Annotated in this window: 11 protein-coding genes; 1 reads left to right on the top strand and 10 read right to left on the bottom strand. The window is 61.0% G+C overall.

All coding sequences use genetic code 11. From position 1 onward, the window contains the following. Positions 1–56 precede the first annotated feature (56 nt). The 9 genes from CK944_RS20145 to CK944_RS20105 form a co-directional block, all read right to left on the bottom strand. Positions 57–461, bottom strand: a complete 405-nt coding sequence (locus tag CK944_RS20145; protein WP_103174851.1) for a PaaI family thioesterase — start codon at positions 459–461, stop codon at positions 57–59. A 348-nt stretch (positions 462–809) separates the two neighbouring features. Then, complete coding sequence (locus CK944_RS20140) at positions 810–1,841, bottom strand: adenosine deaminase (RefSeq protein ID WP_103174850.1); 1,032 nt, start codon at positions 1,839–1,841, stop codon at positions 810–812. Positions 1,842–1,914: 73 nt separating this feature from the next. Beyond that, positions 1,915–2,910, bottom strand: a complete 996-nt coding sequence (locus CK944_RS20135; RefSeq protein WP_103174849.1) for an MDR family oxidoreductase — start codon at positions 2,908–2,910, stop codon at positions 1,915–1,917. A 40-nt stretch (positions 2,911–2,950) separates the two neighbouring features. After that, positions 2,951–4,594, bottom strand: a complete 1,644-nt coding sequence (locus tag CK944_RS20130) for a thiamine pyrophosphate-binding protein (protein ID WP_103174848.1) — start codon at positions 4,592–4,594, stop codon at positions 2,951–2,953. A 20-nt stretch (positions 4,595–4,614) separates the two neighbouring features. Further along, positions 4,615–5,424, bottom strand: a complete 810-nt coding sequence (locus CK944_RS20125; protein WP_103174847.1) for an enoyl-CoA hydratase/isomerase family protein — start codon at positions 5,422–5,424, stop codon at positions 4,615–4,617. Between the two features lie 84 nt (positions 5,425–5,508). Continuing rightward, positions 5,509–6,681 (bottom strand): ABC transporter substrate-binding protein, encoded by a 1,173-nt coding sequence (locus CK944_RS20120; RefSeq protein WP_103174846.1) that lies wholly within the window; start codon positions 6,679–6,681, stop codon positions 5,509–5,511. Then, complete coding sequence (locus CK944_RS20115) at positions 6,650–7,492, bottom strand: ABC transporter permease (protein WP_103174845.1); 843 nt, start codon at positions 7,490–7,492, stop codon at positions 6,650–6,652. Before CK944_RS20115 ends, CK944_RS20120 begins: the two co-directional genes overlap by 32 nt. Continuing rightward, the gene (locus CK944_RS20110) at positions 7,489–8,253 is read right to left on the bottom strand and encodes an ABC transporter ATP-binding protein (protein WP_103174844.1); all 765 of its coding nucleotides are present in this window, start codon (positions 8,251–8,253) and stop codon (positions 7,489–7,491) included. The genes CK944_RS20115 and CK944_RS20110 overlap by 4 nt, the downstream gene beginning before the upstream one ends. Continuing rightward, on the bottom strand, positions 8,250–10,433 hold the full coding sequence (locus CK944_RS20105; RefSeq protein ID WP_205049121.1) for an acetate--CoA ligase family protein: 2,184 nt from the start codon (positions 10,431–10,433) through the stop codon (positions 8,250–8,252). Before CK944_RS20105 ends, CK944_RS20110 begins: the two co-directional genes overlap by 4 nt. Before the next feature lie 172 nt (positions 10,434–10,605). Here CK944_RS20105 and CK944_RS20100 point away from each other — a divergent pair, with 172 nt between their 5' ends. Then, positions 10,606–11,535: a LysR family transcriptional regulator gene (locus CK944_RS20100; RefSeq protein ID WP_103174843.1), complete on the top strand. Its 930-nt coding sequence runs from the start codon at positions 10,606–10,608 to the stop codon at positions 11,533–11,535. A 144-nt stretch (positions 11,536–11,679) separates the two neighbouring features. Here the strand turns inward: CK944_RS20100 and CK944_RS20095 are convergent, their stop codons facing one another. Then, positions 11,680–12,966 (bottom strand): serine hydrolase, encoded by a 1,287-nt coding sequence (locus CK944_RS20095; RefSeq protein WP_158248089.1) that lies wholly within the window; start codon positions 12,964–12,966, stop codon positions 11,680–11,682. Positions 12,967–13,764: the final 798 nt, after the last annotated feature.

Genomic DNA, 13,764 nt, shown 5'->3' with positions numbered 1-13,764 from the left:
AATTTCTCACTGCCGTTCTCACAAAGGTGCATCTCGCCAGATGCGAGGAGTGGGAATCAAGTGACCGCCATGAACACCGCGCTTGCGGCCCCAATATCGCGGTCGCCGACACGGGCCATGCCGCGGACAAAGAGGGCGCGTGGCCCCGCTTTTGTGATGGATGCCGTCAGGTGAATGAATTCACCGACCTTAACTGGTCGCAGAAACTCAATCGTCATTGTTGTAGTCGGAAATTGTTCGCCAGGTCGCAAATTACGCGGAAGCATCCCCATTACTCGATCAAACGCTGTCATCAGGACGCCTCCATGAACAATACCGCTTAAGTTTTGGTGACATGGCTGTGTTAGGATCCCTAGTTCACCAAGCCCACGTGCAAAGACCGAACCCATGTGATCGATAAACGTGCCGTCCTTTACGTCCTGCCACCCTTCGTCCAGAAGTTCTTCCCTTGTTCGGGTCATGGCTTTCCCTTTTTCGCTATCGTGATGTGTGATGGGATTTGGCAGGTTGTCATGGTCTTAGAGCAATTGCGCAAAGAGCAGCCAGGATCCGTTAGGTGTGCTGGCTTGCCCCCGTTTCTGCCGGGCACTCACTCAGGCGTAGAGAATGATCGTCCGGATAACCTCCAGGCTTCACCGTGGGCTACGCCGTTCCAAGAACTTTAGGACTGCCTCGGTTAATTGATCTGCGGCCTTGACCTCGAGATGAGGATGATGGGCGCCGACGGTCTCGATTTTCTTGTAGTCTGAGATCAGGTTGCCTGCCCGACGCACCCGACCAGCCAGAAGCATGCAGTGCAGGCACTCTTGTCATCCCGCGCCGCGTGCGTGTTCCTGCACGTAACGGTCAATTTCCTCCAGTGCGGCGGCCTTTTCATGGGCGGACATGAACGAGGCGATGAAGCTGTTGCGGGCCAGCGTGATGATGTCGGCAGGCGAAAGATCCAGCGCCCGCTGGCATTCGACCAGGTTCTCGGCGATGTAGCCGCCGAAATAAGACGGGTCGTCGGAGTTCACTGTCACCATCAGACCGGCGTCCATCAGCCGCTTCAGCGGGTGACGGTCCAGATCCGCGACCACCCGCAGCTTGAGGTTCGAGAGCGGGCAGACGGTCAGCGGAACACCCTGAGTGGCCAGCTCCTGCACCAGGTCCGGATCGTCCAGGCAGGCATTGCCGTGGTCGATGCGGACGGCGCCAAGCTGTAAGGCCTCGCGCACATAGGCCGCAGAGCCTTCCTCGCCGGCATGAATTACCACACGCAAGCCACGCTGCTTACAGGTTCGGAAGAACTCCGCGAATTTTGACGGCGGGTTTCCAAGCTCGGGGCCGCCTAGCCCGATCGCTGCTATACGCGGCAGCCAGGGTTCGATTGCATCGAGCAGGGCGAAGGCGGCCTCCTCCGAACGATGGCGTTGAGCGATCACCATCAGCGCGGCGCTGACACCAAGCTCCCTTGCCGCATCATCGAACGCCCGGAGCACACCGTCCATCACTGTCTTCACCGAAACGCCGTTGAGCGTAAAGCTCTGCAGGCCCAGAAACAGCTCCGCCCGCCGCACGTTGTCCTGTCTCGCCCGGCGCAGGTAGGCCATGGTCAGGTCGTAGAAATCCTGTTCCTGCCGCAGCACGGCGCAGCCCGCCCAGAAGATTTCCAGAAACGATTGCAGGTCTTGGAAGTGATAGGCCGCCCGCAGAGCCTCGGGCGTGTCCCATTGCAGGGCAACGCTGTTCCTGCGCGCCAGCTCGAACATCAACTCCGCTTCAATGCTGCCTTCCAGATGCATGTGCAGCTCGGCTTTCGGAATTCCCGTGATGAAATTTTCCAAGTCGATCCGTGGCATCGGTAGTCCTCCATTGCGGCCCGCTCACCGGTTACAAAGTCCTAAAAGGGAAAACAAAAGACATCCCGGAAAACTAGGCGTTCACGTCGATGATCACTCGGCCTTGGACCTTGCCCGATACGATGTCATTCGCCAGCTGCGGTAGTGCGGTCAGGGGCTCCAGTCGGGCAATGCTGTCCAGATGCGCCTTGTTCAGCCGCCGGGCAAGAAGCTCCCAGGCCCGATCCCGCTTGGCCTGCGGCGCCATGACGCTGTCGATCCCCAGCAGGGCCACTCCGCGTAGGATGTGCGGCATGACCGTCGTCGGCAGGTCGAAACCGCCCGCAAGGCCGCAGGCTGCCACAGCGCCGCCGTAGACGGTTTGTGCCAGCACATTCGCCAACGTGGTCGAGCCGACGGAATCCACTGCCCCGGTCCACCGCTCTTTCTGGAGCGGGCCACCTTTCTCCGCCAGGTCGGCACGGTCGACGAATTGCGACGCGCCCAGGCTGGCCAAGTAGTCATGCGTTTCGGGCCGTCCGGTGGCTGCGGTAACATTGTAGCCGCCCGCGCTGAGCAGGCTGACCGCAGTGGAGCCGACGCCTCCTGCCGCACCCGTCACGAGCACCTCGCCCGCGCCGGGCTGGATTGCGCCCCAATCCTCCAATGCATTGACGCAAAGGGCCGCGGTATAACCCGCCGTGCCGATCGCCATCGCCTGCATGAGCGAAAATGTCGCGGGCAAACGCGTCAGCCATTGCGGTTTCAGGCGCTGAAACCGGCTGTAGCCGCCCCATTCGGTTTCCGACAAACCCCAGCCGTTGACAATGACCTGGTCACCGGCCTTCCATTCGGGGGCACGGCTTTCAACCACCGTCCCGGCGAGGTCGATCCCCGCCACCATCGGCAGGCGGCGGGCGATGCGGCCCTTGCCGGAAATCGCCAGCCCGTCCTTGTAGTTGAGCGTCGAATAGGCGATCTCGACCAGCACGTCGTGATCGGGCAGTTCAGCCAGTGTCAGGTTGCGAAACTCGGCGCGTGGCTTCCCATCCTGATCCGCTATCACCACGGCGCGAAAGCTATCACTCATCTGTTTTCCTTCCCTTCTATTACGAATTGGCCGCGGGCGTTCAGTTCCACGGCACGCGATCCGGGTCCAATTTCAGGTCGATCAGGACTACGCCGGTATTGGCCTCGACCGCTTGGGCCGCAATCTCGAGATCGGCCCGGTTGCGCACGGTATGGCCAGGAACTCCCATGCTCTCGGCAACCTGCTGGAAATCCGGCCAGTCGAACAGCGAAATGGCGGGGTCCATGTTGCGGTTCGTGAACTGCACATGTTCGGCGCCATAACTTCCATCGCTGCAGATGATGATGACCAGATTGACCCCGCAGCGCCGTGCGGTGTGTAGCTCAGTCAGCCCGCCCATCATGAAGCCGCCGTCCCCTGAGATCAGCACGGTGGGGCGCTGGCTGTCCACGGCCGCGCCGATGGCCGTCGGCAATCCCAAGCCGATGGAGCCGAAGCTGATCGAATGGATCAGCCCTCTTGGATCGGGCGCGGGAAAGCAGCGCAGCGCCTCGGCCACGAAACGACCCAGATCGACGGCGACATTGCGTTCCCGAGAAACGGCGCGTTCCAGCCGCAGCAGTGCCTCACGCAGATCTATAGTGCCGTTCAGGGATTCTTCGGGATAGCCCGGCAAACGGGGCGCGAGGCGGCAATCGGCGATGCGGCGCGCCATGTCCGGCGAGCGCCAGCCTGACCCGGGCAGCTCGGCCTCATCCATCAGCGCTGCGATGCGATCGGCAGTGCGCGCAGCGTCGCCGACGATGCCGATGGTGGGGCGGGTGCGTGCGCCGATGGCAGCGGCGGAAATATCCACCTGCACGATACGCTTGCTCTGCATGAGGCTGCCATGTGCCGCAGTGAAATAGTTCAGCCCTGCCCCAAAGGCGATCACGCAGTCGCTTTCCAGGATGGTTTCGGTTGCAACATCGGTGGCAACCGTGCCGCAGACGCCCAGATTGAACGGATCGCCCGCGAACAGACCGCTTGCCCGCAACGTGGTGGAAAGCGGCGCTCCGATGCGCGCGGCCAGCCGGATCAGCGCATCGCGCGCTTTGGCCGATGCCGCACCCCGGCCTGCGAGCACAAGCGGGCGGTGAGCGGCCGCGATAATGCCGACCGCCTCGTCCAGATCGTCACTGGCCGGGATGAAGGCGCGTTCGTCGGGGACACGCAGGACGACGGGCTGATCCTGCGCCTCCTGCCACTGCAGATCGACTGGCATGTTCAGCACGATCGGCCGCCGCTCGATCATCGCCCGATAGAAGGCGCGGGCCATGTCCTGGTAGACGAACCTCGGCCCACGCATCAAGACGAGCCCTGCCCCCGTCGCGGTGATCACTGGCGGCTGGTCCAGCTGCTGGAGGTGCTCGAGGTTGTCCTTGGGCGTGTCGCCACACAGAACGACCATGGACGTGCTCGAGCGCACAGCCTCGACCAGAGCAGTCACAGCATTGGTCAGGCCCGTTCCATGGGTGATGGTCGCAACGCCGATCCTGCCCTGCGCCTGGGCATGGCCGTGCGCCATCAGCACTGCACTGCCCTCGTGGTTGGCGGCAAGGAACCGCCCACCCTCATGGCGGACGAAACTGTCCACCATGAAGAGGTTGGCGTCGCCGATCAGCCCAAACATCGTCCTGATCCCATGAAGCCCAAGGGCATGGGCGATGGCCCGATGCACTGGCACCTCTGAGCAAGGTTTCATGGATGCTTCTTCTGCGGCACTCATCCAGCGAATTTCGCGTCACGCCATTTGAAGGCTTCGCGCAGACCCTTTTCGGCGGCGATCTTTTCAAAGTCGCGCTTCTCCTGCGAATCCGAGGACAGGATCATGGCGAAGATCTCGGCGCCGTAGTCGATCGTGGATTGGAAGCCGCGGATGTCATATCCGCGATTGATCCCGGTCTTGTTCAGGTGCATCGCGGGTGGCGGGATCATCGCCATCTTCCGGGCGAAGGCGCGAGCTTCGTCCATCAGCCGGTCGCGCGGCACGACGCGGTTGACCAGGCCGATCCGTTCGGCCTCCTCGGCGTTGATACGGTCGCCAGTCAGCAGCAGCTCCTTGGTCTTCTTCATCCCCAACACCCAGGGCATGATCGGGAAGGGCGGTGCCGACTGGAACTGGATTTCCGGCTCACCGAACTGGGCGTCATCGGCGGCAATGGTGATGTCGCAGACCATCGACAGCTCACAGGCACCGCCCAGGCAGTGGCTGTGAACAGCGGCGATAAAGGGCAAGCGCGAGCGCCAGATGCGGAACCAGGTCGCATTCTCGCGCTTCACGCCGGCGCGCCATTGCTGCACGTCCGGCGCCTCGCCCGAGCCTGTGCCGGTGATATCAAAACCGGCCGAGAAGCAGCGGCCCTCGCCGTTGATGATGACCACGCGGATGTCCATGTCCTCTTCGAGGTCGTCCAGGACCTTCTGCATCTCGAGCTGCAGCTCTTCGCTCAGCGCGTTCATCTTTTCCGGTCGGTTCAGTGTCAGGGTGGCCAGCCAATCCTCCTTGACCAGCTTCAAGGTATTCAGTTCCATGTCGTTCTCCATTCCAAGAATTCAGACGCAGGTATCCCGCCCGCCGGGGCGGGATGCTGCGATGTGTCATGAGGCTGGTCTTGCTCAGGCCGGGAAATTGCAGGCCTTGGCTTGTTCCTCGATTGCCGCATGGTCGAAATCATTGGCCTTGGCCCAGATTTCGGGGTTGCCTGGCACCAAGCTGGTGGGATCGACCTCGGTCGCGATCAAACCGGTGTCCTTGAGAAAGGTTTGGTATTTCCCCAGCGCATCGGCGCTGGAAGCCGCAATATAGCCGTCAGGGTTCAACTCGACCGCCCGCTTCTGGGCGGAGAGCTGCGTATCCAGCAGCGCAAGGTCCAGGCGCGTTGCCTCTTCATCGCTCAGGTTTGCGGGCTTGGTATCGGGAAAGTTCGTCCACTGGATGCGACGCACGCAGTCGGGATTGGCGGCTGCGAAGACCATCGCCTTGGCCACGCCGCGCACGATCGCCTCGACCATTTCGGGTTTTTCGTCGATCGTCTTTTGCGAGGTAGCCAGTGAGAAGTCGGGAAAATCCTTCCATTCCGGATCACGCAGGACGTCGATCTCCAGCCCCGCATGCTGGAAGCCAACCAGCGCCGACCCCCAATACATCAGCGCCTGCACCCTGTCCGACTGCAAGGCGATCATCGCCGGCGCACCCACGCCGGTGGCGATGAGCGTCACGTCGCTTTTGGGATCGATGCCATTGCGTTGGAGCAGGGAGTTGAGCAGCGGGATGCCGCCGCTGGAAAGACTGACGATGCCGATCGACTTGCCTTTCAGGTCCTCCACCGACTTGATGTCGCCGTCCTTCTGCACAGCCACTCCCCAATCGATGGCGCCGGTGGTCACCAGCGAGCGGATCGGCAGTTGATGCTGTGTGTTGGACTGGACGATGACGCTCGCATTGACCTGGGCAAAATCCAGATTGTTGACCGACAGCTGCTGGACTGCTTCGGACGAGCCACTGATCGGAAAGACGTCTACGTCGTAGCCTTCTTCCTCCCAGTAGCCCAAGACTTTGGGCAGGAGCAGGTAGTAATAGGTCAGGTTCAGGAAGTTGCTGCCACCAATCCCGATCTCGACCTCCTGCGTCTGGGCGGTTGCAGCGACGGGGGCGGTGCTGAGGCAAAGCCCGGTAAAGCCTGCGATGCATGTCTGGCGCATCAAGCTGATTGTGTTTCGCATTAGTTTCCCCTGTTGTTGGTTTTTTGTCTGTTGTTCAGGCTTGATCTGTGGCCAGGCGCTGATCATCGTTCACCCAGAACACGATCTTTCGGCGGCAGAACTTCATGACTTGGTGCAGGACCATGCCGATCAGGGATAGGACGATCAGGATCGCGAAGGTTCCGGCCGTATCCATAGAGAAGTTGCGCTGCAGCAGCAGATAGCCCAGTCCCGCCTGCGCGCCGATGAATTCGCCGACAATGGCGCCGATCACGGCCAGGATGATCGCGACGTCGAGACCCGCGAAGATATAGGGCAGCGCCGATTGCAGCTTGATCATCCGGAAGATCTGCCAACGGGTGGCGGTAAATGACCGCAGCATGTCGATCTGCTGCTGCGAGGCCGCCCCCATGCCCGCGATGCAGTTCACCACAACCGGAAAGAAGGCGATCATCGCGGTGATGACGATCTTGGAGGTGATGCCATAGCCAAACCAGATGACAATCAGCGGCGCAACGGCGACCTTGGGCACGGTCTGGAAGGCAACAACGTAAGGATAGACAGTCTTTTCCAGCAACCTCCACTGGCCGATCAGCACACCCAGCACAAGCCCCAGCCCCGCGCCAATGAAGAAGCCCGCGAGGATTTCCCAAAGCGTGACGCCGGCGTGCCAGTAAAAGCTGGGTGTCGAAAGGCTGTCGATCAGTGCCCCAGCGATGGCGCTTGGCGCGGGAATGACCAGCGGGGACACCTGCAAGATGCGGACTATGGCCTCCCACCCTCCGACGAAGACGACGAAAATCCCGATCGACACCCAGGTTTCCGGCGTGATCCGCTGCAGCCGGCCTTTGCTGCGGGGCGTGGCAATGGCGGCGGGTTGAACCTGCGTCATGGTCATGAATCCAGTCCTTGCGATCCGAAATAGCGGCGAACGCGGGCCACGTAGCGGCCAAATTCCTCGGAGTTCACCATTTCCAGTGTGCGGGGGCGGGGCAGCGTGACTTCTATTACCTCGGCGATGCGGCCGGGCCGCGGACTCATCACCACGATCCGATCGGCCAGGAAGACGGCTTCCGATATGCTGTGCGTTACCAGCAGCGCGGTTTTCTTCCGCTTGTTCCAAATGTCGAGCAGATCGAGGTTCATCTGTTCACGCGTCATGGCATCCAGCGCCCCGAAGGGCTCGTCCATCAGCAGGAAGTCGGGGTCATGGATCAGCGAGCGGGCGATGCCCACGCGTTGCTGCATCCCGCCGGAAAGCTCGTTGGGATACTTTTGCTCAAACCCCCTTAGTCCGACGATGCCGATCAGCCGCTCGGCCGCCTCCTTGTGGTTGGCGACGCCCTTCTTCTGCACCTCGATTGGCACCATGATGTTTTCCATCACCGTGCGCCAAGGCAGCAACAGCGGCTCCTGGAAAACCACACCCAGCTGCCTGCTCGGCTTGTCAATTGGGTTGCCGTTCACCCGGATCTCGCCCGAGGACTTTCTGAGGATTCCGGCCAGGATCTTCAGCAGGGTCGTCTTGCCGCATCCGCTTGGCCCGACGACAGTCACGAATTCGCCCTGCCTGATCTCCAGGTCGATGTTCGACAGCGCGTTGATCGTCTTGCCGTCTTGGGTCGAATAGGTCTTGTTGAGTGCGCGGACGGAAATCATTCGCCTTCCTCCTGTCCGGCTTCTGCGGGAAACAGCAGTGCGTCCAGCACCCGGACGCCTTGACCTGAAGCCATGACGGCAACAGGGTTCAGGTCCAGGCCTGCGATCAGCCCCTCATAGGCTTGCGCGATGTCGGAAACCTTGACCAGCAGGTCGGCCAAGGCTTCCTCGTCGGCGCGGGCGCTGCCGCGATAACCTGCCAGAAGCGTTGCGAGCCGGGTCTTGCCGATCTGCGCCCGGGCAGCAGACAGGTCCAGCGGCGGCAGGGACAGCGCAACATCCTGCAACAGCTCGACCAGGACGCCGCCGCTGCCCACGACGACCGCAAGGCCGAATGGATCGTGCCGGGCCAGGCCGACGATAGCTTCGACCTTATCTCCCGCCATTTCCTGGACCAGGATGCCCTCTACAGCCGCATCCGGCGCATGGCGCGAAACCGAAGCCATGATCCGGTGATAGGCGGATTGCACCTCCTCCGCACTTCGCAGGTTCAGCACGACGCCGCCTACCTCGGTCTTGTGCGGCAGATCCCAGGACGAGACCTTCAACACCACCGGAAAGCCGATGGCAGTGGCTTCGCGCGCCGCCTCCTCGGCACTGGTTGCGATCACCTCGCGAGTGACGGCAATCCCGTGGGCAGCAAGAAACTGCTTGGTCTCATATTCGCTGAGCGGCACGCCCGTCTTGAGGCGCTCTACCCATTGCAGTAGCGGGCGCGGCTGCTTTTGCGACAGTGGCGCGCGCGGCATGGCGAGTTTCGTCGCCGCCAGCACCGCCTTCAGGGCGGCCCGGGTCCCGTTCAGGCTAGGCACCCCACTCTGTTCCAGCGGCGCGCGGGCAGTCGGATGCAGCCCGGACGACAGGTTGCTGATGAACACCGTGGGTATATCGTTCCCTGCCGAGAAATCTGCGACCTGCTGCGCAATCAGGGCGTAATTGCTGGCTCCTTCGTCGCTAAGCCCGGTGGGTGCATCCTGGACCACGGCGAGGATGCCGATGCCGGGATCGGCCGCCAGGGCGGACAGGCAGCGCGGATAAAGCGTCGGGTCGGCAAAGACGGCGCCCGTCGCGTCCAGCGGATTGCTGACCGTGGCAAAGCCGGGCAGGATGCTCCGCAGGTTCTCTGCCGTCGACGGGTCGAGCTTTGCAAAGCCAAGACCAAGGCTTTCGGCTATGTCGCAGGCATGGGCAATTTCTCCGCCGCTAACGTTGATCAGCCCCACGCCGGGTTTCGCCGGGCGCCGCCGCAGCGTCGACATCAGGTTCGAGATTTCGATCAACTCGTCCATGTCGTCGGCAACGATCACGCCGGTTTGCCTGAAGAACTCCAGAAAGGCATCGTCTGAGCTGACCAGCGAACCCGTGTGCGCGGCCGAGGCCGCCGCGCCGCTGGCCGACCGGCCGACCCGCATCGCCACGACCGGTTTTCCGGATTGGTGCATCCGCTCCATGGCGCGGGAGAAGGCGCGCGGATCCCGGATCGACTCCATGAACAGCGCCGCCGCGCCAGTCGCCTCGTCCTCGGCCAGATACTCAAGGTATTCGGCCATGTCACAGACGGCACTATTGCCTGCGGACACCATCTGGCTGATGCCCAGCCGCCCCGAGGTTGCAAGCGAAATCACCCCCGAACCGGAATGCGACAGGATCGCAAGGCGTCCTTTCGGCGCGCTCTTCCACGACTCCGCGCTGAACAGCGGAATGCCCTTGGCGATATTGGACAGACCCATACAGTTGGGTCCGCAGACCGCCATGTTCAGTCTGCGCGCAGTCTCGACGAACTCCTGCTGCAGCCGGCGTCCGTCCGCCCCGGTCTCCGCAAAGCCGCTGGCAAGCACCACAGCGGCGCGGGCACCCGCAGCGGCAGCATCCGCCAGCGCCTGCGTCACCTTGTCGGCGGAAATGCCGATGATGGCACAATCGATAGTGCCTTTGTAATCGGCAAGGCTACTGACCGCAGGAATGCCAAAAACTGTCTTTGCTGCGGGATGGACCGGGACCGCATTCATGCCGAACCCGGCCTCGATCAGGTTGCGGAAAGCCACTCCGGCCGGCGCACCAGGGCGTTCGGTAGCACCGATTACAGCAACCAGTTTCGGCTCGAACAATGCCTGCAGGCGGTTTTCCGTGACTTCGTATGAGGGCCATGCGGCAGATGCCGCGGCAGTTATGGACGACACAATATTTTCCTTCCTGTCGGCTGGCGCCTTCGGCGCTCATTGTTTTGACTTATTTTTATTCGCCTGTTCGCTTCCTTCGTCAGTGTTGCACGAAAGAAAGAGTTTAAAAGTGACAATACATCACCTCAATGCTATCAAAATTAGATCATTGCAGAAATTCAGGGTTTAACTGTTGAAAAACACTGCCTTGTATCGCTTGGAACGATCCACGGCCCTGCGTTACTTCCTGGGGGTGGCCGAAGCCGGATCGTTTCGCGCTGCCTCTGAACGGATGCACATTGCCTCTTCTGCAATCAGTCGGCAAATTTCGCATCTGGAGGACGATATCGGCGTAAAGCTTTTTGAGCGACACCGGGGCCGCGGCGGCCTGCAGGTGACCGAGGCCGGCAAGATCCTGCTCGCAAGATTGCACCGCGTCACCAATGAGTTACGCATTGCCACCAGCGAGATCGACGCCCTGCAGCACCTGCAGCGGGGCCATGTCATCCTGGGCTCGAACGAGGGCATATCTGACACGCTCGTTCCCTCGGCAATTGGTGGTTTCTGGAAGAAGTTTCCGAACATCACCTATGACATCAGGGTAGGAGGCAGCCAGGAGCTGGTCACATTACTTAACGACGACGCCATAGATTTCGCGGTGGGCTTCAACATCCCTCGGAACCTTGGCTTTGAGATCATGCACGAAGTGGTATGCCGGGTATACGTGATGATGAATCAGGGTCACCCACTGGCAAATCGCGAAGTGATTACAGCCAAGGATCTGGCGGGGGTCGATCTGATCCTTCCCGATGAATCGCTGATTTGGCGCACCCAGATTGACATGTCGATGCGCCACTCGGAGATACTTCCGAAGATTGTGGCGGTCAGCAATTCAATGCAATTGATCATCAGCCTGGTCCGGCGCGGGGTCGGAGTTAGCTTCATCGGCGGGCGTGGCACGAGGTTTGCCAAGATTCTTGGCCTAGTCTATGTCCCGTATGAAGATCCGGTGCTGGCGGAAAATCCGTTGCGCGTCTGCAAGCTGCCGGGTCGAAATATCTCGATCGCAGCTATGTCGCTGGCCGATGAATTCGCCAACTGCCTCCAACAGATCGAGACCTGACGCCGGCGCCGGGGATTCGATATGGGCGAGCGATTAGGGCACCTGAAAGAGGATCAGCCTCTTCTCTCTGCCCTGTTCTCGACAGGAAATGCGAAACGGCCCTGCCAGTTGATCAGGGCCGATTTGCCTTGCTAGTGGAGGTGGTCAGTTTGCTGCCGCTGTTGTCTTCGCCGTGTTGTAGTAGGCAGTCTCGAAATCGTAGAATGCCTGGATGGTCTTTTCATCCACGAACGGCAGAAGCTGGCTCATCCAGACACCGCCAATGTCGTTCTCCCGGTCGATCCAGAAGAAGGTGTTGCGCAGCCCCGCCCAGGCAAGGCTCCCGGCGGGTCGTCCCGTCGGTGCAACCTCCTCGTTGATCATGAAGCTCAGGCCCCATGTCTTCTCCAGGCCGGGGAAGAACTCGGCATCTGCAGATCGGGACGGGTCGTAGGTCGTGAGCATCGAGACCCGGTTTTCGCCCATCTGGTTCTGCGCCATCATGTCGACAGTTTCAGGCTTGAGGATCTGCGTGCCGTTCACGGTGCCGTCATTCAGGATCATGCGGATGAACTTCATGTAGTCGGGAACAGTGCTATACATCCCGCCGCCGCCGTAATCCCTCGCGGGGTTCTGGTCCGTGATGTAGTCCGTGGCGGCAAGGCTTCCGTCTTCCTTCCTTTCGTGGCTGGTGACCCTGCGCTGTTCCATCTCGGGTGTCAGCGTCCAGCCCGTATCGTTCATGCCCAGGGGTCCGGTAACGTGCTCCTTGACGTAGTCCTCGAGAGGCTGGCCACTGACTTCCCTGATCAGGAAGCCGATCCAGTCGATCGCCTCGCCATAGGCCCACCCTTCGCCGGGATCGAAGACCAGCGGGCGCAACCAGGTTTCCTCGTCCTCGTAGTCGAGCGCCGGCAAGGGTCCGGTCGCCTTGACATACTGGTCGAGCTTTTCGTTCCAGGTCGTGTAACCATGCCCCGATGTATGGGTCATCAGCTGGCGCAGGGTGACTTCCGACTTGGGATCCCTGAGCACCGGCTTTCCTTCAGCATCGAAGCTGTCCAGCACCTTCAGGCGCTTGGCGACTGGAAGCCATGTCGAGATCGGCGAGTCGAGATCGAGCTTGCCCTGCTCCACCAACTGCATGGCCGCCGCCGCAACGATGGCCTTGGTCATGGAGGCAATGTTGAAGACCGAGTCCTCGGACACGGCATCTTCGCCCTCGATCGACCTGACCCCGAAGGCCCCGGTGTATATGGCCTCATCTGCCGTGGTAATGCCGCCGACGGCCATTGGAATGTCGCCCCGATCAACCGGAGCGGACAGGGCTTCGTCGAGCGCTTCTTTAAGGGCCGCGTCAGGTGCTGCGGCCTCTTGGGCAAAAGCGGTTCCGGCTATGACGACGCCCAGGCATGCAGCAACCGTGATGCTCTTAATGGTCTGATGTGTCATTGGTATTGCCTCCCTCCAATCGCAAAACTGCAATTTGTCTCGGTGTAGCAACTCTGACGGTAGTTTCGTTTGACGATTCGCCACAACAGATATGTTGCAGATCATGCAGAGGACAGAGTTCGACGGTTAGCCGAGGCAGGTAGGAGAAGCCGCTTGCTGCCGTTCCGCTGCCATGGGCATTTGGGAACATTTGCCTGTAGCAGGTCTTTTCTCTCCAGGAGGACTGGATGCAGCAAGAGCGTGTCGCGAGACCAGGTAGGGCAGATGCCGAACTGGGCAAAAACCGGGCGAGGGTTCACTTGAGGGCGGGCAGGGTCGAAGCATCGGCCGAGGTTGATATCACATCGACAGGGCTTGTTGCCGTTGGTGCCTTGGTTTCGATGATCCTGCTGTCGGTCCCTCCAATCATCCGCGCGGCAAAAGGACGATAGCCGCTCCCTGTCACCAAACGTTCATATCCCGGCAGAGCCCTCAAGGCTCAGGTTTTAGGCTTTCTTCGTTCTAGCACGTTGAAGCCTGAACATCGGTTGGGATGCTGTCGACATCATTCGCAGAACTTGGCGTGCACAGGCTACATTCGCAGGCATCCTCCGAACATCAGCTTCATGGAGAGTGTCCGTTCACTCAATGGCTGCTCTCCTGCAATCGATCCTCCCAGGCACCCCCTGCCCTGCCCCTCTCCGCGCAGAACCCTCAGTGAGCCGCCTCGTGAGGCGGGACGATGACCATACCGACATCGGCCGCGACAGACAGGATGCGCGCCACGTCCGGCGGCCCGGCCAAGGGCTTTGGAGCGGC

Source organism: Paracoccus sp. SY (genome assembly GCF_002901215.1).
GTDB classification, from domain to species: Bacteria; Pseudomonadota; Alphaproteobacteria; order Rhodobacterales; family Rhodobacteraceae; genus Paracoccus; species Paracoccus acridae.
Note: the sequence above shows the minus strand (reverse complement) of the source record. Positions and strands in the feature narration are given on the sequence as shown.